Below are 22,505 nucleotides of genomic sequence, written 5' to 3'. Positions count from 1 at the left end.
CCCTAGGAGGCTGCTGAAAAAGCGAGAGAAAGCCGGCCTATTGGCCGCTTCGTGACCGTTGTTGGCTCCGCGCCAATCAGATTGACCGCCTCCAATGGGCTGGCCAGCAGCTTTGACGAACCTGAATGCCTGGTTTGGAGGCTGGTTGGCGCAGTTTTTGGCTCCCTGATGACCGCCTTCATGACATCGCCCCCTGTGCCTTGAGCAGGTTGGTGATGCGGATCAGGTTGTAGGCCACCACATGCAGCCGGAACACCGCTCCCACCTTCGACCTGCCTCGGGCTTTGAGTTGCCGCAGGCCAGCTGACTGTTTGATCCAGCCAAACACCTGCTCGATTCGCTTCCTGGCATTGATCGATTGGGCGTAGCCCTGATGGCGTGCCGTGCGGCCATCAATCGCTGATCCACCACTGCGACTGAGGTTCTGCGCGACATGGGGCGTGATGCCACTGATGCGCAGGTCGGCCACGAACTCCCTGGTGTCGTAACCCTTGTCGGCACCCAGGGTTTTCTGGTGAGCACCCTTGAGGGAGCGAGCCATCCGCAGCGCTGATTCCCGCTCAGCTCGTCCTGTGGCTTGGCTCACTTCACTGGCCACTACCAGTCCGTTGCGGTTCTCCATGACGCAATGGCCCATGAAGCTCAGGAATGCGCCGACGCCTGGGGCTTTCTTGAACAACCGGGCCTCGTCGTCGCTTGTGGAGCGGTGGGTTTGGTTGGAAAGCAGCAGGCCGCGAAAGTCGCCCTTGGCTCGCTTCTTACCAGCGTTCGCAGCACCGCCAAAACCTTTGCCACCACTGGGCGGCGGCGGACCGTCGTCCAGGCCGTCGATGCGCTCCAACGAGCTGTGGGACGCCCAGGCCCTCAGCAAGGTGCCATCCACTGAGAAGTGCTCAGAACTCAGCAGCGGCTTGACTTCAGGTGCCGCCAACAGGAGTTCAAGGAACTTCGCCATGAGCTCCTCGTTCAAGAGACGATCACGGTTCTTGCTGAATGTCGTCGGATGCCAGACGGGATCGTCGGGGTTGAGGCCCACAAACCAGCGGAACAGCAGGTTGTAATCGAGCTGCTCGATCAGCATCCGCTCCGAGCGAATGCCGTAGATCGCCTGCAGCAACAGGGCCAAAAGCAGTTGCTCTGGGGGGATCGAGGGCCGGCCGCCTTCTGGGTAGAGCTTGCAGAAGGTCGGGTTGAGCCGATCAAGAGCCTGATCAGCCAACCGCCGCACCTGGCGCAACGGATGAGAGGCCGGGATTCGGTCTTCTGTGGAGATGTACGAGAACAGGGGGCCGGTGCGTTCCTGCTGGCCGCGCATCCATTCAGTGCCGTTGGCCCATTCTCCCGCAGCTGGCTGGCTTTTTCAGCAGGCTCCTAGATCGATCGGTCCACATGGCTCTCGGCCGCCAGGTGCAGCACCAGGTCCGGATCGGCCTGACGCACCGCTGCTGCGGTGGCCTCCGCGTTGGTGAGATCCACCCGCAGCAGGCTGTGGCGGGCCTGGCCGGCGGCATCGAGGGCCTGGGGGCCGAGCTCAGCGAGCACCTGCTCAATGCTGGGGAGGTCGCTGGCTTAGCTGCACTTGTCGAGATTGAACACCAGCGACTCGCTCTCTGCCAGCAGACGGCGCACCACCGCCCCGCCAATAAAACCGGCGCCGCCCGTCACCAGGATGCGGCGGCGGCCGGCGAGCAGGGCGGGAACGTCGGGTGGCGTGATTTCAGGCACGGGCGGAGGCGTACACTTGTACTAAGCTGGTGGCTGTCGGAATTGGGGCGGGCTGCTTAGGGTGGCTAGAGACTCTCGGGATCTGGATGCGCCGCTGCCCTGGTGGCGGCTGGGGTTCGACGGCAAAGCCCTGCTGGAAGCCGTTGTTGGCAGCATTGTTGGCCTGATTGCTCTGTTCTCCTCCTATGACCACGTCTACCTCCCCCACCGCCAGCTCTCTCTCCAACAGCAATGGGGTGTCTGGCTCATCGCTGCCTCCCTTCCGCTCGTTTTTGCGGATGCTCAACTGGCGGCGCGATCCCGAAAGGGAGATGCGGCTGAAGCAGCTCGAGAACGAAACCGAGCAGCTGAAGAAAGAAAGAAAGCAGATCGAGAAAGAAATCGAGTTGCTCGATTGGATGCTCTCCGAGCTCGACTTGATCGAGGCCGACTTGCCTTCCAGCTCGACCCCTCCGCAGGCAACCGCCGCACACTCCAGCGACTGCTGATCTTGCTCAACAGCCCGGAGGTAGCTGAGCTCTTTCGCCAGTCGCTCGCCTGAACCAAAGGGTGATCTCATGTCACTGCCTCCAGTAGCTGCCGCAGCGCCTGGCGCCAATGGGTCGGTGGCAGATCCAGCGCTTTTCGGGTGCCGCTGCAATCCAGCAACGAATAACTGTGAGGTGGGGTGGATCTCAACCCAGGCCGTCGGCCTCTGCCGGCAGAGGCTATTTCCGATGCGATGAAGTCAACCGCCTGCACACGGAGAACGCGAGCGCTGCGGCGCGTTCATTCGACCGTTCGGAGCTGGTTGCAACTGAGGTGCTGGCGAAAGGCCTGCACCGTGCTGAGCAACCCCTCCGCAAGGGGAATACGGGCTTGCCAGCCCAGAGCCGCCAGTCGGCTCACATCCAACTGTTTCTTCGGGGTGCCGTCGGGCTTGCTGCTGTCCCAATGGATCGTGCCGTGATAGTGGGTAGCCGTAGCCACGTGTTGGGCCAGTTCGCGGATGCTGATATCCAGCCCGGTGCCCACGTTTAGAAACGCCAGCTCCTGCAGCCCTGGCTGCCAACGTTCAAGAGCAAACACACAGGCTTCAGCCAGATCATCCACATGCAGAAATTCCCGCCGTGGTGAGCCCGTGCCCCAGCAGGTCACGCTCGGATGCTTGGCTTGGGCCGCCTCATGGAAGCGGCGGATCAATGCCGGCAGCACATGGCTGTTGATGGGATGGTAGGTGTCGCCCGGGCCGTAGAGGTTGGTGGGCATCAGGCTGATCGCATCAAAGCCGTGCTGCCGGCGAAGCGCCTCACAGAGTTTGATACCGGCGATCTTGGCAACCGCATACCACTCGTTGGTGGGCTCCAACGGCCCGCTGAGCAGTGCTTCCTCCCGGATTGGCTGCGGCGCCAAGCGCGGGTAGATGCAGCTGCTCCCCAGAAACAACAGCCGCCGTACGCCGCTGCGCCACGCGGTTTCAATCACATGGGTCTGAATTTTGAGGTTCTCGAGCAGAAAGTCGACTGGGTAACTGGTGTTGGCCTCAATGCCACCCACCTTGCCGGCGGCCAGCACCACCACCGAGGGGTGACAGCGAGCGAACCAGGCACTCACCGCAACCGGATCGAGGAGATCAAGCTCCTGCCGGGTCACGGTGAGGATCTGGGTATAGCCACCTCGCGCCAGGGCGCGACAGATGGCACTGCCGGCCATACCCCGGTGGCCTGCCACAAAGATCCGGTCGCCTGGGGTCACGAGCGGGATCATGCGGGTTGGCCCCACTGCAGGCCCTCACAACGCTGGGAGTGACGATCAAAGCCCACATCGACTTCGGGGCAGAGCCGAGCCGGTGGGTCACTGCTGCAGATCTGCCGCCGGAGAGTAACGCCCTGATCCGATGGTTCGTGCGTAGTTCGCCCGCACAGGCACGGCAAGCACTTGATGCCCGTGCGCATTAATACAGGCCTGCGCGGGTCTGTTCCGTCGACTGTGGGTTGGTGGGCGGCGGCCCCTCCATCGAGCCCACCACCTTGAACCCCTGTTGGCGCAGGATCGCCTCCTGTTGCGCTTCTTTCTTGTCGTGCGCCACCATCTCGGCCACGAGCTGCTCGAGGGTGGTGGTGGGCGTCCAGCCCAGCTGGGCATGGGCCTTACTGGGATCGCCCAACAGAGACTCCACCTCCGCAGGCCGGGAATAGCGCGGATCGATGCGCACCACCACCTCACCGCTGCTGCGCCGGCCCACCTCGCCGGTGCCAGTGCCCTGCCATTGGATCTCGCCCCATCCCAACTCGGCAGCACTGAGCTCAATGAAGCGACGCACACTCTCCTGGCGTCCGGTGGCGATCACGAAATCTTCGGGGATGCCCGGCTGCTGCAGCATCCGCCACTGCATCTCCACATAGTCGCGCGCATGGCCCCAATCACGCCGTGCATCAAGATTCCCCATATACAAACAGTCGTCTAGACCCTCGCTGATACGCGCAAGGCCCCGGGTGATCTTACGAGTCACAAATGTCTCGCCACGCCGCGGCGATTCATGATTAAACATAATACCGTTGCAGGCATACATACCATAGGCTTCGCGGTAGTTCACAGTGATCCAGTAGGCATACAACTTAGCCACGCCATAGGGGCTACGAGGATAAAAGGGAGTGGATTCCTTCTGAGGAGCCTCCCGCACCAAGCCATAGAGCTCACTGGTGCTGGCCTGGAAGATCCGCGTATGCACGAGCCCCAATGTCCTCACAGCCTCAAGAAGGCGCAAGGCACCGAGAGCATCGGCATTAGCCGTGTATTCCGGCGCCTCGAAGCTCACTGCTACATGACTTTGGGCGCCGAGATTATAAATCTCATCCGGCCGCACATGCTGAATGATGCGAATCAGATTAGCGCCGTCAGTGAGATCTCCATAGTGAAGGATTAAACGCGGATCAAGATCATGGGGATCTTGATAAAGATGATCGATACGACTGGTATTGAAGCTGCTACAGCGACGCTTGATTCCGTGCACGCGGTAGCCCTTGTCCAACAAGAGCTCGGCGAGATAGGAGCCGTCCTGGCCAGTGATCCCAGTGATCAGAGCTGTTTTGCCCAACGTGTTCCCACCATCCCTGAGCACCAAAGCTACGACCGATCGCGCCATCCAACCAGCCCGCACAGCAGGATTCGCTAGGCAATCGACTGGCGATGCATCGACGAGCCGAATGCATTGAATACGCGATCAACAGACCGGGATAACGTCCTGCTCTGATCAACAGCGACCACACCAGGGTGTCGATCCACTTCAGTGGGACTTCAAGGTTCATCAATCAGCAACTTCAAGGCGCTGCAGCGCAGCTGCGTTGAATACGAAATACCTGGCATGGGCGTCCGGGTGGCGTCGGTCAACGTGCTTGTGGATACGCTGCAGCTGGTTGCGGTGCTGTCACCAACACCATGCGGTGAGCCACCTGAGCAACACCTCTAACCGCACGTCACCTCACTCCTCTTTATGACCTCACCTCTGCCTAACGAGGAGCCGGCCGTGGCGTGGATTCCCGTGTCGATCGGGGAACTGCTCGACCGGCTCAGCATCCTTGAGCTCAAACTGCGCTATCTCGAAGGCGAGGCCATCAATCGCCTCGAGCAACAACGCAAGCTGCTGCTTGAAGCGCGTGCTGGTGTTAAGGGCACGATCGATCCCAGCTTGGAGCAGCGCCTCGCAGCCGTGAATGCTCAGCTCTGGGATGTGGAAAACAAGATCCGAGCCCATGAACAGGCCGGTCAGTTCAACGACAGCTTCATCCACCTTGCCAGGCAGGTTTACCTGCTCAATGATCAGCGCCATGCCCTCAAGCGCCAGATCGACCTCAGCAGCGGATGCCCTCTGCTGGAAGACAAGCTCTACGGCTAACGGCTCCGCGACGCCCATCGGCCGGCGTTCCATCCAGCTGGGCGCTCAGGGCGGCGGAAGCGGATCGCGCTCACCACGATCGAGGCGACCGATCAGGTAGCCCACCGCACCGCCCAGCAGAAACCCCTGCAGCTGCCAGAGCTGCTTGCGGTAGCGCCAAGGCAGCCCCCCGAGCTGAAGGCCCAACACCAACGCCACCGCCACACTCAGCCACACCACGCTGCGGCCGCTGGAGCGCAGACGCCCTGGTCCTGGGGTTGGTTGCAGAGGATCAGGCGCCATCATCCACGCAGCACACTGGTGTGAGCCTGACGGCTTCTGCCTCCACGGTCTACCCCGCCCCATGGCGCCCTTCACTGTCTGCACCGCTGTTGGTGCCAGCACAAGCAGCAATGCCCTACATCGGGCAACCCTCAACTGGGATGTGCTGCAGCTGGAGCAGATCCTGGTGGGTGAAACCGATCTGCCGCCACATCCCAAGCGGCTCGTGCGAGCCGAGGTGGCGAGCACGAGCCGCGATGAACCGGCTCTGGCGGAGCTGCTGCGCCTGGCCGCCGAGACAGCCAGTCACGACTGGCTGTTGCTGGTGCCCTCCGATGCGCTGCTCACCCCTGCTCTGGTGGACAATCTCTCGCAGCTCTGCCGGCCAGGTAGCCCGCGCCGACTGGTGATCGGGCGAGCCTGGCGGCTGCCGGAATCGGAGCTACACGTCGACGACGCCTGGGAACTCCACCTGGATCGCAGCGGCAAGCTGGATCCTGCGGGCGCCATAGCCTGGCTGTTGTTGCCGCGGGGAACGCTGCTGGCCGCGCCGGCAGAGCTCAGCTGCTGCCCCGCCGCCGCCGCCAGCTGGTTGATCAACAGCGCCCAGCAGCTGGGCTGGCCTGTGCTCGATGCCAGCGCCGCCGCTCCGCTCGTGCGCCCCATAGCCGCCGCGGCAGCCGAGCAGCCGTCTTGGGCCCGTAGCCGCCACGCCAGTGGGGTGGTGTTGCCCCATCGCCCGGGAGCGCCCCTGCTGAGCCTGCTGCTCGCGGCACCCCAGGCCCAACTGGATCAGCTCAGAGCAGCCCTCTGCCCCTGCCCTTCTCTGCCCTGGGAGGTGGTGGCCCGGCCAGTGGAAACACCGGAACTCGGTGGGGAGCTGGCCGCGGCCTGGAACAGCGCCCTCGACCAGTGCGACGCCGCGATCGCCTGGCCGATCAGCCACAACCTGCCGCCACTGGCGCTCCTGCCCGTGCTGCTGCGCTGCTTCGAGCAACCCGCCGTGGAGCTGGTGCAGCTCGGGCCCCTGCCCACACCAGGCGCCCTGGTGATCCAAACCGCCTGGCTGCGGCGTCTCGGAGGTCTGGCCGAGCAAGGCAGCGCAGCCGAGGCCTTCAACGCGCTGGAACAGAACGCTCGCCGCCGCGGTGCCTGCTGCCTGAACCTGCCGCTTCCAGCGTGTGCATCCACTGCTGGAGGCGCTGCCACAGCGGCCTGATCTGCGGCAGATCGGCTTGGAGCAGCCCATCGTGCTCCTCAATCGCCCGCAGCAGCTCCTGGCGTTGCTGATCGAGGGGGTAAGCCTGCAGCAGGTCGGCCAACTGCCGCAACAGCTGCTGGCCTAAACCAGCCCGCACCACACCCTGCATCAGACCGATCCACTGAGCTCGCAGCGACCAGCGCGGCACCGGCAGCAGCACAAACTCCAGATAACCCAGGGCACGGGCAGGGCTGTAAGCCAGCTCCAGGCTTTGCAACCCCAACTGCCAGGCAAGCTCCCGTTCACCCCGCTGCCGCTCCACCAGGGCCTGCACATGCAGCACCAGGCCCCGTTGCTGGGCGCTCAAGCGCTGAGCCCGCAGCTGCTCAACGCAAGCCAAAGCCGCATCCAGCTCACTCTGCTGCAGGTGCTGCTGCAATGCCTGAAACTGAAGCGAGCTGGCCGAGGCGGCACGGGCGGACGAAGTGGCGGAGTTCAACGGCGTGATTCAGGTGCTGGCGGCAGAGCCTGCGCACGGCGGCACAGGGTTCAAGCTCTGCCAATTCTTCCGCTATGCCGCGGCGGAAGGCCAGCGCCAGGTGCAGCTGTGGATGCCTCCCCAGAGCCGCATCCCGGCGGGATCGCCATGGCAGCCGCTGCTGGATACCGGCTTCCTGCGCCCTCAGCCCCACCCCAATCCAGCGCTGTTGCTGCTTAGCGATGCCGCCGACTGGCGAGCCGCACAGCGGTTCTACCCCGGCCGCCGCAACCTGCCGAAGCTGCAGCTGCTCTGGGGCGACGACCTGCGCTGCTGGGGCCATGGTGCCCGTGACCAGGCGGCGATCCGGGTGGCTCTCGGCAGCTCGGTGGCGGAGGTGCTCCAGCGCTGCAGCCGCTTCCGGGAGCCGCTGCACACCATGTCCGTGGGCCTAAATCCCGAAGACCTGCCCGCCGCAGTGCTGGGGGATCGCGGCGATCAGGTGTTGATCCTGGCGAGTGCCAACCCAGGTCTCGGTCTGGCGTTGCAACACAACCTGCGCCAGCGCCAGTTCAACTGCCTGTGCGAGCTCACTCCCTGGCCATTGCAGCGATGGCTGACGCTCCTGAGCCATGCAGCAGTCGCCGTGGTGCTGGCCCCGCCCGCGGGGCAACCGAGCCTCGGGCTGCACCGGCTTGCCTCCATGGCGCTGCGCACGCCGCTGGTTGCTGAACAGCGTGATCCCGATGACGGGCTCTGCCGCGATGGCGCCAACTGCCTGGTGCGCCCTGGGGATCCCGCCGCATTGGCAGATGCAGCAGCAGCCCTACTCGACCCTGCCAACAGCGGCCTGCGCGCAAAGCTGGTGGATGGGGGCCTTGCCTCCCTGGTGCGCCACCGCCGGGCCCGCGAACGCCTGGAGTTCAACCAGCTGCTCGAGCAGCTCAGCCTGCATTGGCAGCAGGCGATCCGCTGCCATCCTGAACTGGAAACCTGACCCACCGTGCCGCCTGATGAGTGCTGAGTTTCCGCTCACCAGCCCGCAGCTCGAGCGGGCCGAACGGCTGATCAGCCACTGCCTCAGCGCGCTCGAGCAAGCCAATCAACGCCGCAGCCAGGATCGCCAGCGACTGGCTTTCGAGGTGGAACAACTGTTGCTGCCGCTCGATCAGCTGAGTGGCGGGCTCTCGGGGGTGATCGAATCCATGGCGGCAGACCGCCAGGACAATCGCTTACAGCGCTGGCAAGGCCAACTGCAGCAGCTGCTCGATCCCCTCGATAGCAGCCTGCAGCTACTGCGCGATCTCCGCGTGACCCTTGAGCACGACCCGACACCGGCTCCCGGTGCCACCAACACTCCCCAGCAGCAGCAGAGTCAGCAGTTGCTGCAGCTGCTGGCGCTTCGCCAAAAACAGGTGTTGCAACTGGAAAGCCAGGTGATCGAGCTGCGCCAGCAACTGTTCGACCTCCAGCAGAGACCTGAACCAGAAGCGACGGCCGAACCCGCAAAAGAGCCCGCCGCTGCTCAGGCGAACACACCGAGCCTCTTCAGCTGACGCTCCGCCTGATCCAGAAAGTCCCGAAACTGGATCAGACGGGCCTCGGGACCAGCCGGATCCAGACCTGAAGGCTGCTCCGCCACCAAGGCGGCCGGTTCCAGGCTGGCCAATAAATCCAGGCGGGCCAACGCCTGGGCGTGGGATTCGGCATCGGAGCGCAGATCACACTGCTCCAAGAGCCGGCGATAGGCAGCCCCCGCCGCAGGCCAGTCGGCTCGCTGGAGAGCCGTTTCTCCCGCCCACCAGAGCTGTTGCTGCCGCGCCTGCTGCAGCAGTGCGGCGATCTCCGCCTGGTCGGGCTGGAGCGCCAGGGCTCTGGTGAGGGCGGCGATCGCTGCATCCCAATCCCCAAGGCGCAAACTGAGTTCTCCGAGCAGGCGCTCGGCCCGGGCCAGATTGGAATCCAGGGCCAACGTTTGTTGCAACAGCTGCTGAGCGGCGATGTCGTCGCCGCGGCCCACCGCCGCTTCCGCCCGCAACAGCAACAACGCCGGCCCCGGCTCGGGGCCGAGAGCGAGGGGTTCCAGCAGCGCATCGGCTTCCTGCCAGCGCTGCCGGGCCAGGTAGGCCTGGGCCAGCAACAGGCTCAGCGGCGCCCGTTCAGGCAAGGACACCACCCGCTGAGGGTCCCCCAGAAGCGGTGCGAGCTGCGCGATCAGGGCATCCAGCTCACCGCGGCGCCATCGCAACTGCGCCAGGCTGAGTTGCACCCGCCCCGCCTGGGGCTTCACTTGCAAAATCTGCTCAAGCACCGCTTCGGCTTCAGCAAAGCGGCCGGCATCGAGATGCCCCTGGCCCAGCTGCAATGCCCGCGCCACGTCGGCAGCGGAGGCACCCGGCCCCAGCTGCGGCACCGCCTCCCCCAGGGCCCATGGGTCGTCAATCACACCGAGGGCTTGGCGCAGGGCCGATGACTCGCCGACACGCCGCTCCGCTTCCTCCAGCACCACCCGTGCCGCATCGGGAGAACCCCGGCGGCGTTTGAGGGCCGCCAGGGCCAGATAGGGCTCAGGTCGGCTGCTGAACCGTTGGGTCAAATGTCGCCACAGCGTTTCGGCCTGCACCCAGTCGGAGCGCTCCTCATGGCTCTGGGCCAAGCGCTGCCATAGCGCCCAGTTCTCACCATCCCGCTGGAGTGCCTGTTTACAGAGCCGCTCCACCTGCTCCCAATTCTGTTGCTGTTGGGCTCGGTCCAATTCCGTCAGGATCGGCTGCAGCCACTCCGCGAGCTGCGCGCGCAGGGCATCAGCCGGGTTGACGCTGGGTGAGGGATTCGGCTGAAAAGCATCCATGGGAGATCGTCTGGAGAATCGCCGCCGAGTGCTCCCGGGGTGACTTCAATCCTTCCATTCAGTCAGCCACTGGCGCAGCCAACTGCCACGGGGATCGTGGCGCAGGCGGCGATGACTCAGCCACCACAGTCTGTTCAGCGCGAAGCTCACTTGATTGTGGGATGCAAGATCAGCATCACAGGCGATCGTGGCGCTCGCAGCGGTGTTCAGGTCAGCCATGGGCGCTTGCAGTTCGGGGAGCTCCAGCCACTGCACCATCGGATCGGCCCGCAGGCGATCGCGATAGTCCAGGTCCTCGCAGTAGGCGGGATGGAATCCCGGATCAAACAGCCCAAGCCTGTTCCAACAGAGCGCCGTAAGCAGGAACGCTGAGAACTGTTGCGGCGCCGGCAGCAGCGGCATCAGCTGCGGCTCACTGCCATTGAGATGCAGCAGCGCCCGTTGCAACACGCCAGGCCCAAAAACAACGTCGTTGTTGACCAACAAGCAGAGCGGAGCCGAGGGGAACGCGCGCAGGATCAGATTCCAACTCGCGGCCACGCCTGCGTTGCCAAAGGGCCGTGCCACCACAACCCGGGCAATGCCCGGATATCCCTCACGCTCCAGACGCTCCAACAGCTCTCTAACAGGGCCTTCGGCGCTGGAGCCGCGGCTGTTATCCACGATGGCCAGGGTTTCAACCGGATGATCGAGGCTGTCGAGCATCCGCTGAAGCAGGTCAGGTCTGTTGAGGATCGGCACCCCCAACAACGGCAATGCCGCCGCCTCCGGCAATGGTGCCGGCCTCACCCGATCCATCCCCTGCCAGAACAGTTCCAGCAGGTAGTGGTCGCTGGTGCGCTCCACCACATCTGCCAGACAACGCCACAACTCCGGTGCGCGCAACTGCTGCCGCTGAGGGTGCTCCGGCAACGCCACCAGATAGGCCTGCAGCCAATGGAACACCAGGCTGCGGGCCTCCTGAAGCCTGCCGGCCTGCAGCGCCGCATCCACCCTCTGGCCTGGATTCACCTGCAGCTCAGCCATAGGGGGCACTGTGGCAAAGGCCTACGGTGCCGCCAAGCCCTTCTCCAAACCTGTGACCCTGCGGCTCACCAACACCCTCACCCGCCGCGTTGAGGAGTTCCGGCCGATCGAGCCCGGCAAGGTGAGCATCTATTGCTGCGGTGTCACCGTCTATGACCTCTGCCACCTGGGCCACGCCCGCAGCTACATCGCCTGGGACGTGCTGCGCCGCTACCTGCGCTGGAGTGGCTACGCGGTGACGTTCGTGCAGAACTACACCGACATCGACGACAAGATCCTCAATCGCGCCGCTGAAGAAGGCAGCTCGATGGAGGCGGTGAGCGAACGCAACATCGACGCCTTCGTGGCCGACATGACGCGGCTCAACATCCTGCCGGCAGACCGCATGCCGCGCGCCACCCGCAGCCTTGATGCGATCCGGGCCCTGATCAGCGAACTGGAGGCCAAAGGCGCCGCCTACTCCGCCGATGGTGATGTGTATTTCGCCGTGATGAAGCACGCCGGCTACGGCAAGCTCAGCGGTCGCGACCTCGAGCAACAACAAGACAACGCCGCCGGCCGCGTGGCCTCCGAGGAAGAAGCCCGCAAGCAACACCCCTTCGACTTCGCCCTCTGGAAAGGCGCCAAACCCGGCGAGCCCAGCTTCCCTTCACCCTGGGGTCAGGGCCGGCCGGGCTGGCACATCGAATGCTCAGCGATGGTGCGCGAGGAGCTGGGCGACACGATCGACATCCACCTCGGCGGCGCCGATCTGGTGTTCCCCCACCACGAGAACGAAATCGCCCAGTCGGAAGCGGCCACGGGGCAGGAGCTGGCCCACTACTGGCTCCACAACGGCATGGTGAACGTGGGCGGCCAGAAGATGAGCAAATCGCTCGGCAACTTCACCACCATCCGCGCGCTGCTGGATTCCGGTGTGTCGCCGATGACCCTGCGCCTGTTCACCCTGCAGGCCCACTACCGCAAACCGCTCGACTTCACAGCCGAAGCGCTCGACGCCGCGGCCACCGGCTGGAAGGGCCTCAACGCCGCCCTTGGGCTAGCCAGCGAGATCGACGCTGCGTCAGAGCGCGCCACCGAATTGCCGAGTGCCCTCGCTGCGGCCCGCGAGCGCTTCGCCACCGCCATGGACGACGACCTCAACACATCCGCCGCCCTGGCGGTGCTGTTCGAGCTGGCCAAACCGCTGCGGGCTCTGGCCAACCGGATCGAACGGGGCGACGCTGCAGCCCGCGCTGAAGCTTCAATGCCTGAGCTGGCCGCCCAGGCCGGCCTGCTGCAGGAGCTGGCGGGAGTGCTAGGCCTGCAACACGAAACGACAGAGGCGCAGCCCCCGGCCGGCGAAGGCAGCCACGAGGCCGGCTTGAGCAACGCGGACATCGAAGCGCAGATCGAAGCCCGCCAAGCCGCCAAAGCCGCCAAGGATTTCGCCACCGCCGACGGCATCCGCGAGGCACTGAAGGCGAAAGGCATTGAATTAATCGACAAACCCGGTGGAATCACCGAGTGGCTGCGCAGCTGACGGCTTGAGCGATCAGCTGCCCGGCCGCTGCTGATCGCGCATCATCGACTCAATCTTGCGGATCCGCACAGCAGTGGTGCTCCACACCTCCTTGCGGAAACCAGGCTGACACTGCTCCACCAGCTGCTCGATCGGCTCACCCCGCTCGAAGGCATCCCAGAGCTCGCGCTCGAGCCTGGCGCGCTCAATGAAGTTGAAACGCTGCAACCACTGCGGTCCGAGCGTCATGGAATGGGCCTCTCTGCTGCGGCCAGTTAAGCGCCGCCCGACCAGCTCTTCGCCAGATCCACCACCGACACGATCAGCCCCAGGCTGATCACAGGCACCGACACCCAGCGCAGGCTCCAGAGCAGCAGCCGCAGCAGGCGGGGCGAGGTGCCGGAGCCGCGCAGATCGCTGCTGAGGCGCTCCGGAGCCCGCCACCCCATCAGCAAAGCCATCAGCAGGCCACCGGCGATCAGGCACACGCCGCCAAACACGGCATCCATCTTTTCCAGCACGGCCACATCCAGGGCCGAAGGCAGACCGATCACGGCGATCACCACCACCATCAGCCACACAGCCCGCGGGCGGCTCCAGCCCATCCGATCCATGAGCGAACTCACCGGCACCTCCAGCAGCGACACCGAGGAGGTGATCGCCGCCACATAAGCCAAGGCAAAGAAGGCCGCCGCCACCACACGCCCGGCCAGCCCCAGAGACCCCAAGCCCGTGGGCAGAGCAATAAACAGCGTTCCCACAGTGCTGCTGCTCACCACATCCGCCAGGCCGAAGCTGGCCACGATCGGGAAGGTGACGCAGCCGGCCATCAGCCCCACGGCCGTGTCCATCCCCACCACAGCCACGGCTTCACCAGGAATGCCACTGCGGCGATCGAGATAAGCGGCGTAGGCCAGGATGCAGCCGATGCCGGCCCCGATCGAAAAGAAGGCCTGGGTAAAAGCGTTGCGGATTGTGGTGAGATCGGTGAGCTTGCTGGCATCCCAGCGGAGCAGGAAGCCGGCATAGCCCTCCTGAGCAGCGGGAAGCGCAGCAGCCCAGAGCAGCAGCGCCAGCAACACCGCAAACAACAGCGGCATGCCCCAGCGCGACAGGCGCTCGATGCCCGAACGAATGCCGGCCGCCACCACCAAACCGGTGAGCGCCAGGCTCAGCAGATGGCCCAGCACCGCATCGCCACCGCTGCTGATGCCGGCAAAGAACGTCTCAGCGGCAGCGATATCCGCCGGCAGTGGCGAGGTGAGGGCATGCAGCAGGCTGCGGCCGGTCCAGCCCATCAGAACCGCGTAGTAGCTGAGGATCCCAACGGAAGCGGCGATGTAGAGCCAACCCAGGGGCAGCCAGCGGCGACCACCGGCCGTGATCGGCGCCACCAGCGGCGCATGGCCGGTGCTGCGCCCCAGCACCATCTCCGCCACCAGCACCGGCAGACACACCACCGCCACGATCACCACGTACAGCAGCACAAACGCCGCCCCACCGCCCTGGGAAGCCCGGTAGGCGAAGCCCCAGAGATTGCCGAGCCCCACAGCACTGCCCGCCGCGGCCAACACGAACCCCAGCGAGGAGCCCCATTGCTCTGGCGGCCGTCCGCGCTCCGCACCGATCTGATCCGCCATAGGGCCGCTGGCCAACGTCGCCCCAGTTTCCCGGCTGCGGCTGCGCGCCGGCAAATCGGGGAATGCTCTGGGAAGTTTCGCCGCCGAGGCATCCATGGCTCGATCACCCGCCTCCTCTGGGGCTGGGGATAGGTCTGCAGCACTGTCCAGAGGCGGATATCCATGGATATCCCCCTTTGGACACCCCGCCACAACAACACCCCACCCCCACCACCAAGCCGATCAAGTCCCACATCCCAGGCCCCGCAACGTGCGAATCGGGCGCTGGGGAAATGTGCTGGCGGTGCGGCTGCCGCAGTCCCTGAGCGATCTACTGCGTCTGCAGATGGGCGACGAGCTTGAGCTGCAGCTGCTCAGGAGTGGGCAGGTGCTGCTCACCCCCGCGATCCGGCGCAGCCGCCTGGCACTGGATGCGGCCCTTCAGCGGAGCGGAGAACAGCCATGACCCGCCCTTCACTCACCTACGTTGACAGCACGATCCTGTTGGCGTTGATCAGCGCAGGGCCGACAGGAGAGGCCGTGCGCCGCTGGTTCCGGCTAAGCACAGACGCCTGGATCAGCAGCGAAATCGCCCTGACCCGCACACTCATGAACCTTCCCAGCGGCCGTGAAGGCAACCGGGATGGGCAGGACCTGCTGCGGGCACTGCATGCCGGGGTGGCGATCCGGCCCCTGCCCCTTCGACTGCTCTGCAGCACTCCGCTTCCCCACCGCCGAACCCGTGGTGCGCCGGAAGCTCTGGCCATCACCGATGCGCTGGAGCTGGCGAGCGCTCGGCTCTGGCGTTGCCGTTGGTTGATCAGCAACAGTGAGTCGCTCCAGGAGGCGGCCCAGGCTGCGGGATTGAGCTGTTTCGGCATCGGCGCTCCCCCTGCAGCGGCACCAACCGCCACCGCAACAGTGGGAGACTGACCGCGCCGTTCGCCGATCCCGCCGTGAAAGCCCTCTCCGTGCTCGGCTCCACTGGCTCGATCGGCACGCAAACGCTCGAGATCGTGGAGGAGTTCCCCGATCGCTTCCGGGTGGTGGCGCTCACCGCCGGCAACAACCTCGACCTGCTGATCAGCCAGATCCAGCGCCACGCCCCCGAGGTGGTGGCCCTGGCCGATGCCGAGCGGGTGGCCGAACTGCGCACCCGGCTTGCGGCTCTGGAGCCTGCGGAGCGCCCGGCCAAGTTGCCCGAGCTGGTGGGCGGGCCCGATGGGCTCTGCACCGCCGCCGCCTGGCCAACAGCTGATCTGGTGGTGACCGGCATCGTGGGCTGCGCCGGCCTGCTGCCCACCCTGGCGGCGATCCGCGCCGGCAAGGATCTGGCCCTGGCCAACAAGGAAACGCTGATCGCCGCTGGCCCAGTGGTGCTGCCGGAGCTGGCGAAGTCCGGCTCGCGCCTGCTGCCAGCCGATTCCGAGCACTCCGCCATCTTCCAGTGCCTGCAGGGCACCCCCTGGGCCGACACCGCACGTCTGAGCACCGGCGTGCCCACCCCAGGGCTACGCCGCATTCAACTCACGGCCAGCGGCGGCGCCTTCCGCGATTGGCTCCCGGAAGACCTCCACAAGGCCACCGTGGCCGATGCCACCAGCCATCCCAACTGGAGCATGGGCCGCAAGATCACCGTGGATTCGGCCTCGTTGATGAACAAGGGCCTGGAGGTGATCGAAGCCCACTACCTCTTCGGCCTCGATTACGACCACATCGAGATCGTGATCCACCCCCAATCGATCATCCACTCGATGGTGGAGCTAGCCGATTCCTCGGTGTTGGCGCAGCTGGGCTGGCCCGATATGAAGCTGCCGATCCTCTACTGCATGAGTTGGCCTGAGCGCCTGGACACCCCCTGGCGCCGCCTCGATCTCACCGAAGTGGGCTCCCTCACCTTCCGCAAGCCCGACCCGGCCAAATACCCCTGCATGGAGCTGGCCTACGCCGCGGGCCGCGCTGGCGGCACGATGCCGGCCGTGATGAACGCCGCCAACGAACAGGCGGTGGCGCTCTTCCTCGAGGAGCAGATCCACTTCCTCGATATCCCGCGGTTGATCGACGTGGTGTGTGATCGCCACAAGTGCGACCTCAAAGCCGATCCCTCTCTGAACGACGTGCTGGCCGTGGACGCCTGGAGCCGCCAGGCAGTGCGTGAAGCTGCAGCCCGGCTGAGCACCACTGTTCATTCCCAGGCGCCGGCTGCGCTGCCGGCGTGATTTCCCACCACCTGCTGCTCTGCGCCACCCCAGCCAAAGCGCTCTGCTGCCCCGATCCAGCCGTGGGTATCGCCAGCTGGGACACACTCAAACGCCTGGTGCGCGCCTGGGGCCTCGAAGATCCATCACGGCCCGAGGGCATCGTGCTGCGCACCAAAGCCGACTGCCTGCGCATCTGTGCCGAGGGGCCGGTGCTGTTGATCTGGCCGGAAGGAATCGTTTACGGCGAAGTCACGGTCGAGCGGATCGAGCGGATCCTGCGGGAGCACGTGATCGGTGGCACGCCGATTGAGCCCTGGATCTTGAAACGGATGCCGTTCAGCGCTGCGCCAGCAGGCGCTGGAACCAGCGCGCCGTGAGCCGATCCCCCCAGTTCCCGGGGGCCGAGCTCGCTCGTCCAGCGCCACAGCCATCACAGCGGGCATGAAAACCGTTGTGCCCACCAGCGGTCGTGAGCAGCACCTCCACCCCTGGCAGCTGCAAGGCCGCCAGATCGCGGGCCGCCGCCACCGGCACCCAGGGGTCATCGATCGCATGCAGCACCAGGGTGGGCGGCAACACGGCTACCTGGGCTTGCAGCTGCAGCAGTGGACTGGCCTCTTGGTAGTAATGGTCCACCGAGTCGTACCCCCAGCGAGGGGCTGTGATCGCGGCGTCAAAGGCCAGGATGCTGTCCATGGGCCCCACGGGGCCCCGGCCGGCCAGTGACTCCCGCTCCGGTTCGCTCAGCCCGAAGGGATCAGCCAGGGTCTGGGCCACAAGGCGCTGCAGCAGCCAGCGCTTGTAGATGCGGTTGCGGGGGCGCTCGATCTGGGCGGAGCAGGCGCTCAGATCCAAGGGCGAGCTGATCGTCACCAGCCCATCGAGTAGGCCAGGCCCGGTGAGCAGGGCGTTCAGCAGCTTGGTGCCCCCCAGGGAGATGCCCATGCCCAACAGCGGCAGGCCCCCCGCCAGTTCGCGGGCGCGGGCCAGAGCCGGTAGTAGATCGCTGTTGCAGCTGGCGGCATAGGTGCCGCGGGCCAGCTCCCGCCCCGGGCCGGCGCCGCGCATGTTGAGCCGCAGAACCGCAAAGCCGGCGCGTTGCAGCGTGAGCCCCATCCGCCGCAGACCACTGCGGCAGCTGCTGCCCCCCAGTCCGTGCATCAACACCACTAGCGCCCTGGGCTCGGCCCCGCCCAGGGGCGGATCCAGCAGCGCCAGCAGCTGATCGCCCCTCCCCACAGGGATGGTGATCGGCTCGCCGGCCTCAGGCGGTAGGGCCACCGGGCGCAGCGTGTCCCGCAGGGTCTGCAGGTCGCCGTTCAGCCAGGGCAGCCGCGGCCGGAAAGGCTCGAGGCCCAGGGCCGCGGGGAGGAGGGCCCCGGGGAGCTTTGACTCAGACAGATCAAGCGGCTTTTCCGACACCCTGGCTGCGCAGTTCTGTGCAGAGCTGCTGCAGCACCGCCTTGGCATCGCCAAACACCATGGCCGTTTGAGGCAGCTCGAACAGCGCATTCTTAATGCCGGCGTAGCCAGCCCCCAGGCTGCGCTTCACCACAAACACCTGGCGGGCCTGATCCACCTCCAGCACTGGCATGCCGTAGAGGGGGCTCTGGGCGTCGTTCTTGGCGTCGGGATTCACCACATCATTGGCGCCGAGCACGATCACCACATCGGTGCGGGGGAACTCCGGGTTGATCGTGTCCATCTCCAGCAACTGCTCGTAGGGCACATCGGCCTCAGCCAGAAGCACATTCATGTGGCCGGGCATGCGGCCGGCCACCGGGTGGATGGCATAGCTCACCTCCGAGCCGTTCGCCTCCAGCAGCTTGGCCAGCTCCCGCAGGGCGTGCTGGGCCTGGGCCACCGCCAGGCCGTAGCCCGGCACGAACACCACCCGCTCAGCGTTCTCAAGAGCCATGGCGCATTCCTCGGAGCTGCAGCTCACGATGCGGCTGTAGCCCGCCTCATCGCCGCCGCCTCCCACTGGTGCGCTGCCGCCGAGGGCCCCGCCGAAGAGCACGCTCACCAGCGAGCGGTTCATGCCGGTGCACATCACCTGCGTGAGGATCAGGCCGGCCGCACCCACCATGGCGCCGGCCACGATCAGCAGCTGGCTGCCCACCACAAAGCCGGCGGCCGCCGCGGCCACGCCGGAATAGGAGTTGAGCAGTGAGATCACCACTGGCATATCGGCCCCGCCGATGGGCAAGGTCACGCCGATGCCCAGCAGGCTGGAGGCGGCGAGCAGCAGCCACAAGGGTGCACCGGTGGGATCGCCGGGCATGGTGAAACCACCCACCAGGGCAGCAATGGCCAGGGCGATGTTCAGGCCATGGCGCACGCCGCTCTGGGTCCAGCCCGGGGTGCCGAGCCAGCCCTGCAGCTTGCCCATCGCAGCAATCGAGCCCGTAAAGGTGATCGCCCCCACGAACACCGAGATCACGATCGAGATCAGCTCCACTAGATCAGCGCCGTCGCTGTCGTAAAGGGCCACGGCCATGGCCACCAGTAGCGAAGCCATACCTCCGCAGCCGTTGAACAGGGCCACGGTTTCGGGCATGGCCGTCATCGGCACGCGCCGGGCTGTGATCAGGCCGAGCAGGCCACCGATAGCGGTGCCGATCGCCATCCACAGCCAGGCGATCGGATCGGGTTGCAGCTGCAGCAGCAGCCCAAGCACCGCCAGGCCCATGGCCAGCGCCGCCAAACCGTTAGCCGAGCGGGCAGAGCGCACGGTGGAGAGACCCTTGAGCCCCAGCGCCAGCAGCAGCACCGCCAGCAGATCGATCAGATAACCGAAGAGATCCAGCACGTTCATCGCCCGCCTCCGCTCTTCTTGCGGCTAAACATGGCGAGCATCCGGTCGGTGACCAGGAAGCCGCCGATCACGTTGAACAAGGCGAAGCCCAGCGACACCGAACCAAGGATCAGCAACGCCGGATTGCCCTGGGCGTTGGCGATCAGCGTGATGGAGGCGAGCACGGTGATGCCGCTGATGGCGTTGGCGCCGCTCATCAGCGGCGTGTGCAGGGTGGGCGGCACCTTGCCGATCAGCTCGAGCCCCAGGAGGCTGCCGAGCAGCAGCACCCACAGGGCCTGGGAGAGGCTGGTCATGTCGCAGCTCCTGCCGTGGCGTGGTGGGTGAACAGACAACCGCTCACGATCGGATCCTCCAGGTTGAGTTGCAGTGCAGTGGGCTCGCTGCCGGAGGCTTCAAGCAGATGCTCCAGCAGGGAAGCCACGTTGCGGGCATAGAGGGCGCTGGCATGGTTAGCCACGCTGCAGGGCAGTTGATCCGCCCCGATCAGCTGAACGCCGTGGCGGATCACGGTGGTGCCGGGCTGCGCGCCTTCGCAGTTGCCGCCCTGGGCCACCGCCAGATCCACCACCACGCTGCCGGGGCGCATGTGCTGGAGCATGGCGTCGTCGATCAGGCGCGGCGCAGGCCGGCCCGGTACCTGGGCGGTGCAGATCACCATGTCGGCCAGGGCCAGCTGCTCCGTGAGCTGGCGGCGCTGTGCCGCCAGGAAATCCTCCGTGGCCTGCTGGGCATAGCCGCCGGTTTCACCGGGCTTCTGCTCCAGCTCGGGCGGATCGATAAAGCGCCCTCCGAGCGATTCCACCTGTTCTTTGGCGGCCGCGCGCACATCGCTCACGTAGGCCACAGCCCCAAGGCGCCTGGCCGTGGCCAGGGCCTGAAGCCCAGCCACGCCAGCCCCGAGGATCAGGGCGCGAGCGGGCTGGATCGTGCCAGCGGCCGTCATCAGCATCGGCACGTAGCGATCCAGAGCGGCTGAAGCCAGCAGCACCGCCTTGTAGCCGGCGATGTTGGCCTGAGAGGAGAGCACGTCCATGGTCTGGGCGCGGCTGATGCGCGGCAGCAGCTCAAGGGCCATCGCCGTGAGGCGCTGCTGCTCCAACTGTTGCTTGAGGCTGTCGTTGCCATGGGGCTCCAGCAGGCCGAGCAACAGCGAGCCGGGCCGCAGGGCTTCCAGCTCGCGGCGTTGCTGGGCGATCGAGCCGGCTTGCACCGCCAACACCACATCCGCCTGGCTCCAGTGCTCGGCGGCCGCAGCGGCCGGATCGATCAACTGAGCACCCGCCTCGCCGTAGGCGGCATCGTCAAACCCGCTGGCCGCACCGGCCCCTTGCTCCACGTGCAGCAAACAACCGCGGGCACTGAGGCGCCGCACGGTTTCTGGGGTGACTGCCACGCGCGTTTCACCGGGGCGGCACTCCCGCGGCACCAACACACGAATCAAAAACTTGCCGCCTTCACGTCACAACAGCCCAGTGTTCGCCGGGTTCACGGCCAGCGGCAACGCTTTTCTCAGGCGTGTGCTCACATCCGCACACGCCTGGCAAGGCCGCGTTCAGAACAGCGGCAAGAGCTCCTGCTCCAGGCAGCGAGCCTGGGGGTTGGAGCCCTGCTGACGCAGTTGGCGGGCCCGCAGGATCATCGGGTCGAGGTCGCATTCCAGATCCAGGGCGCGCTCAAAGCGCTGGCGCAGTTCGTCGGGGCTGAGAGAAAACGGGGAACGCTCGTTCATGGGCTGGCGGGTTGAGGCCCGGGAGCGGGGTGATGGCCGGAAGTTAAGGACTCCAGCGCCAAAACGAATAGGTAGAAACCCTCATCTTTTTTCGCTGCCTGCCAACAAAATGGCGGGATGGCTTCGCTGTCGTTCGATCTCGGCCTGCCCCGGCGCCCGCTGCAGGTGCTGCAGGCGCAGCGCCCGCAGCCAGTGCTGCAGCCGCGCCAATGGCAATCACAGCTGCTGCAGCTGCTGCGCCGGCGGCTCGAGCGCGAAGGCCACAAAGATGTGTTGATCAACGCTGGGCCCGGCGCCGGCAAAACCCTCGGCGCGCTGCTCAGCTTTGAGCGGCTGGAGCGGGAAGGCCGGCTGCAGCGCCTGCTGGTGTTCTGCCACCGCAGCTCGATTGCCAGCCAGTGGCTGGCCTCCGCGGCTCGGCTGGGGCTGAATCTTCAGGAATGGCAGCCCGGGCTGGAACTGAGTGATCGCCCCGGCCAGTCTTCCCCCCACGGCCTGCTGCTCTCGTATCAAGCCGCTGGGCGCAACCTCGCCGTGCTGGAGCAGCAGCTGCAGGCCGCCGCCTGGGGCCCCTGGCTGGCCATCGCCGATGAAGTGCACCACCTGGGACTGGATCCCGATGAACCGGAGGCCACCGCTTGGGGGCATGCCTTCAGCCGCCTCAGCGCCGGTGCCCGCCTGCGCCTGGGCCTCACCGGCACCCCCTTTCGGGCCGACAACCTGGCCTTCTGCGCCGCCCGCCGCATCCAGGTGCACGACGGCCAGGAGTGGGTGGAGCAGATCGCACCGGATCTGAGCGTGGAGCCGCGCGAACTGATCGCGGCAGGGGATGTGCGCCCGCTGGAATTCCGCTTTCAAGACGGCTGGGTGGATCACGGCCGCCAGGGAGAGCTGGGTGATAGCGAGCGCTCGCCTCTATCGCAGGAGCAGCGCGAGAGCTGGCGCGCCCGCAACCTGCGCCGCGCCATCCGCCTGGGCGACAGCAGCAGCATTGCCCTGCGGCTGCTGCTCAATGCCCGCCGGCGCCTCGAGGTGGTGCGGCGCGAGCACACCGGTGCCGGCGGCCTGGTGATCGCCCGCGACATTGCCCATGCCCGCCGCATCTGCGGCCTGCTGGAGGAGGAGGGTGATCGGGTGCACCTGGTGCACTCGCAGGATCCGGATGCCGCTCAGCGCATGGAGGCCTTCAAGGCCGGCGAGGCCGATTGGCTGGTGAGC

At 65.9% G+C, this 22,505-nt stretch carries 25 protein-coding genes and 1 pseudogene; 11 read left to right on the top strand and 15 right to left on the bottom strand.

The genetic code is table 11. The annotated features are described in order from the left end of the window. Nucleotides 1-178: 178 nt before the first annotated feature. Both ACIQ2E_RS01905 and ACIQ2E_RS01900 read right to left on the bottom strand, forming a co-directional pair. On the bottom strand, nucleotides 179-1,315 hold the full coding sequence (locus ACIQ2E_RS01905) for an IS5 family transposase (RefSeq protein ID WP_398325357.1): 1,137 nt from the start codon (nucleotides 1,313-1,315) through the stop codon (nucleotides 179-181). A 59-nt stretch (nucleotides 1,316-1,374) separates the two neighbouring features. After that, nucleotides 1,375-1,716, bottom strand: a pseudogene (locus ACIQ2E_RS01900) (NAD-dependent epimerase/dehydratase family protein); the annotation flags it as partial. 287 nt (nucleotides 1,717-2,003) lie between these two features. Between ACIQ2E_RS01900 and ACIQ2E_RS01895 the strand changes: the two are divergent. After that, nucleotides 2,004-2,213, top strand: coding sequence for a hypothetical protein (locus ACIQ2E_RS01895; protein ID WP_398325354.1), 210 nt, complete (start codon nucleotides 2,004-2,006; stop codon nucleotides 2,211-2,213). 280 nt (nucleotides 2,214-2,493) lie between these two features. Here ACIQ2E_RS01895 and ACIQ2E_RS01890 read toward each other — a convergent pair whose 3' ends face one another. Together ACIQ2E_RS01890 and gmd are read right to left on the bottom strand one after the other, a co-directional pair. Continuing rightward, the gene (locus ACIQ2E_RS01890; protein WP_398325351.1) at nucleotides 2,494-3,471 is read right to left on the bottom strand and encodes a GDP-L-fucose synthase family protein; all 978 of its coding nucleotides are present in this window, start codon (nucleotides 3,469-3,471) and stop codon (nucleotides 2,494-2,496) included. A gap of 187 nt (nucleotides 3,472-3,658) precedes the next feature. Further along, nucleotides 3,659-4,849 carry a GDP-mannose 4,6-dehydratase gene (gene gmd / locus ACIQ2E_RS01885; RefSeq protein WP_398325348.1) on the bottom strand — a complete coding sequence of 397 codons (1,191 nt, stop codon included), beginning with the start codon at nucleotides 4,847-4,849 and terminating at the stop codon, nucleotides 3,659-3,661. A 381-nt stretch (nucleotides 4,850-5,230) separates the two neighbouring features. Here gmd and ACIQ2E_RS01880 point away from each other — a divergent pair, with 381 nt between their 5' ends. Further along, nucleotides 5,231-5,599: a DUF6165 family protein gene (locus tag ACIQ2E_RS01880; protein ID WP_398325345.1), complete on the top strand. Its 369-nt coding sequence runs from the start codon at nucleotides 5,231-5,233 to the stop codon at nucleotides 5,597-5,599. Nucleotides 5,600-5,644: 45 nt separating this feature from the next. On the opposite strand, the gene ACIQ2E_RS01875 is transcribed toward ACIQ2E_RS01880, so the two are convergent. Next, on the bottom strand, nucleotides 5,645-5,881 hold the full coding sequence (locus ACIQ2E_RS01875; protein ID WP_398325342.1) for a hypothetical protein: 237 nt from the start codon (nucleotides 5,879-5,881) through the stop codon (nucleotides 5,645-5,647). Nucleotides 5,882-5,942: 61 nt separating this feature from the next. Here ACIQ2E_RS01875 and ACIQ2E_RS01870 point away from each other — a divergent pair, with 61 nt between their 5' ends. After that, nucleotides 5,943-7,079: a hypothetical protein gene (locus ACIQ2E_RS01870; RefSeq protein WP_398325339.1), complete on the top strand. Its 1,137-nt coding sequence runs from the start codon at nucleotides 5,943-5,945 to the stop codon at nucleotides 7,077-7,079. Here the strand turns inward: ACIQ2E_RS01870 and ACIQ2E_RS01865 are convergent. Then, entirely contained in the window at nucleotides 6,976-7,560 is a 585-nt protein-coding gene (locus ACIQ2E_RS01865; RefSeq protein WP_398325336.1) for a hypothetical protein, read from the bottom strand. The two genes, ACIQ2E_RS01870 and ACIQ2E_RS01865, sit on opposite strands and share 104 nt — an antisense overlap. On the opposite strand from ACIQ2E_RS01865, the gene ACIQ2E_RS01860 reads away from it, so the two are divergent. Both ACIQ2E_RS01860 and ACIQ2E_RS01855 read left to right on the top strand, forming a co-directional pair. Next, complete coding sequence (locus ACIQ2E_RS01860; RefSeq protein ID WP_398325333.1) at nucleotides 7,547-8,536, top strand: hypothetical protein; 990 nt, start codon at nucleotides 7,547-7,549, stop codon at nucleotides 8,534-8,536. The two genes, ACIQ2E_RS01865 and ACIQ2E_RS01860, sit on opposite strands and share 14 nt — an antisense overlap. Before the next feature lie 16 nt (nucleotides 8,537-8,552). Continuing rightward, the gene (locus tag ACIQ2E_RS01855) at nucleotides 8,553-9,095 is read left to right on the top strand and encodes a hypothetical protein (RefSeq protein WP_398325330.1); all 543 of its coding nucleotides are present in this window, start codon (nucleotides 8,553-8,555) and stop codon (nucleotides 9,093-9,095) included. Here ACIQ2E_RS01855 and ACIQ2E_RS01850 read toward each other — a convergent pair. Together ACIQ2E_RS01850 and ACIQ2E_RS01845 are read right to left on the bottom strand one after the other, a co-directional pair. Further along, nucleotides 9,065-10,390, bottom strand: coding sequence for a tetratricopeptide repeat protein (locus tag ACIQ2E_RS01850; RefSeq protein WP_398325327.1), 1,326 nt, complete (start codon nucleotides 10,388-10,390; stop codon nucleotides 9,065-9,067). The genes ACIQ2E_RS01855 and ACIQ2E_RS01850 overlap by 31 nt on opposite strands. 45 nt (nucleotides 10,391-10,435) lie before the next feature. Further along, the gene (locus tag ACIQ2E_RS01845; RefSeq protein ID WP_398325324.1) at nucleotides 10,436-11,416 is read right to left on the bottom strand and encodes a glycosyltransferase family 2 protein; all 981 of its coding nucleotides are present in this window, start codon (nucleotides 11,414-11,416) and stop codon (nucleotides 10,436-10,438) included. Nucleotides 11,417-11,468: 52 nt separating this feature from the next. Between ACIQ2E_RS01845 and cysS the strand changes: the two genes are divergently transcribed. Next, a complete protein-coding gene (gene cysS / locus ACIQ2E_RS01840; RefSeq protein WP_398325363.1) occupies nucleotides 11,469-12,938 on the top strand; it encodes a cysteine--tRNA ligase in 1,470 nt (489 codons plus the stop codon). 12 nt (nucleotides 12,939-12,950) lie between these two features. On the opposite strand, the gene ACIQ2E_RS01835 is transcribed toward cysS, so the two are convergent. Both ACIQ2E_RS01835 and ACIQ2E_RS01830 read right to left on the bottom strand, forming a co-directional pair. Next, nucleotides 12,951-13,166, bottom strand: coding sequence for a hypothetical protein (locus tag ACIQ2E_RS01835; protein ID WP_398325321.1), 216 nt, complete (start codon nucleotides 13,164-13,166; stop codon nucleotides 12,951-12,953). Nucleotides 13,167-13,192: 26 nt separating this feature from the next. Next, nucleotides 13,193-14,557: a sodium-dependent transporter gene (locus ACIQ2E_RS01830; RefSeq protein WP_398325319.1), complete on the bottom strand. Its 1,365-nt coding sequence runs from the start codon at nucleotides 14,555-14,557 to the stop codon at nucleotides 13,193-13,195. 250 nt (nucleotides 14,558-14,807) lie between these two features. Here ACIQ2E_RS01830 and ACIQ2E_RS01825 point away from each other — a divergent pair, with 250 nt between their 5' ends. Genes ACIQ2E_RS01825 through ACIQ2E_RS01810 form a run of 4 tightly spaced genes read left to right on the top strand, consistent with a single transcriptional unit; the run spans nucleotide 14,808 to nucleotide 17,114 of the window. Continuing rightward, nucleotides 14,808-15,002, top strand: a complete 195-nt coding sequence (locus ACIQ2E_RS01825; RefSeq protein ID WP_398325316.1) for a hypothetical protein — start codon at nucleotides 14,808-14,810, stop codon at nucleotides 15,000-15,002. Further along, nucleotides 14,999-15,469, top strand: a complete 471-nt coding sequence (locus tag ACIQ2E_RS01820; RefSeq protein ID WP_398325313.1) for a hypothetical protein — start codon at nucleotides 14,999-15,001, stop codon at nucleotides 15,467-15,469. The genes ACIQ2E_RS01825 and ACIQ2E_RS01820 overlap by 4 nt, the downstream gene beginning before the upstream one ends. Nucleotides 15,470-15,492: 23 nt before the next feature. Continuing rightward, entirely contained in the window at nucleotides 15,493-16,755 is a 1,263-nt protein-coding gene (locus ACIQ2E_RS01815) for a 1-deoxy-D-xylulose-5-phosphate reductoisomerase (RefSeq protein ID WP_398325310.1), read from the top strand. Next, nucleotides 16,752-17,114: a (2Fe-2S) ferredoxin domain-containing protein gene (locus ACIQ2E_RS01810; protein ID WP_398325307.1), complete on the top strand. Its 363-nt coding sequence runs from the start codon at nucleotides 16,752-16,754 to the stop codon at nucleotides 17,112-17,114. Before ACIQ2E_RS01815 ends, ACIQ2E_RS01810 begins: the two co-directional genes overlap by 4 nt. Here ACIQ2E_RS01810 and ACIQ2E_RS01805 read toward each other — a convergent pair. From ACIQ2E_RS01805 to ACIQ2E_RS01785, 5 genes are all read right to left on the bottom strand, one after another. Next, a complete protein-coding gene (locus ACIQ2E_RS01805; protein ID WP_398325360.1) occupies nucleotides 17,074-18,138 on the bottom strand; it encodes a YheT family hydrolase in 1,065 nt (354 codons plus the stop codon). The two genes, ACIQ2E_RS01810 and ACIQ2E_RS01805, sit on opposite strands and share 41 nt — an antisense overlap. Nucleotide 18,139: 1 nt before the next feature. Further along, nucleotides 18,140-19,555 carry an NAD(P)(+) transhydrogenase (Re/Si-specific) subunit beta gene (locus tag ACIQ2E_RS01800; RefSeq protein WP_398325305.1) on the bottom strand — a complete coding sequence of 472 codons (1,416 nt, stop codon included), beginning with the start codon at nucleotides 19,553-19,555 and terminating at the stop codon, nucleotides 18,140-18,142. Beyond that, nucleotides 19,552-19,851 (bottom strand): NAD(P) transhydrogenase subunit alpha, encoded by a 300-nt coding sequence (locus ACIQ2E_RS01795; RefSeq protein ID WP_398325302.1) that lies wholly within the window; start codon nucleotides 19,849-19,851, stop codon nucleotides 19,552-19,554. The genes ACIQ2E_RS01800 and ACIQ2E_RS01795 overlap by 4 nt, the downstream gene beginning before the upstream one ends. Continuing rightward, nucleotides 19,848-20,999, bottom strand: coding sequence for an NAD(P) transhydrogenase subunit alpha (locus ACIQ2E_RS01790; protein WP_398325299.1), 1,152 nt, complete (start codon nucleotides 20,997-20,999; stop codon nucleotides 19,848-19,850). The genes ACIQ2E_RS01795 and ACIQ2E_RS01790 overlap by 4 nt, the downstream gene beginning before the upstream one ends. Before the next feature lie 111 nt (nucleotides 21,000-21,110). Then, on the bottom strand, nucleotides 21,111-21,287 hold the full coding sequence (locus ACIQ2E_RS01785; RefSeq protein WP_398325296.1) for a hypothetical protein: 177 nt from the start codon (nucleotides 21,285-21,287) through the stop codon (nucleotides 21,111-21,113). Between the two features lie 117 nt (nucleotides 21,288-21,404). On the opposite strand from ACIQ2E_RS01785, the gene ACIQ2E_RS01780 reads away from it, so the two are divergent. Continuing rightward, nucleotides 21,405-22,505: DEAD/DEAH box helicase (locus ACIQ2E_RS01780; RefSeq protein ID WP_398325293.1), on the top strand; the 1,101-nt coding region annotated here is incomplete at its 3' end.

The organism is Vulcanococcus sp., from assembly GCF_044369115.1.
Lineage (GTDB): Bacteria > Cyanobacteriota > Cyanobacteriia > PCC-6307 > Cyanobiaceae > Vulcanococcus.
The sequence above is the reverse complement of the archived record's forward strand: the minus strand, read 5'-3'. Positions and strand labels throughout refer to the sequence as shown.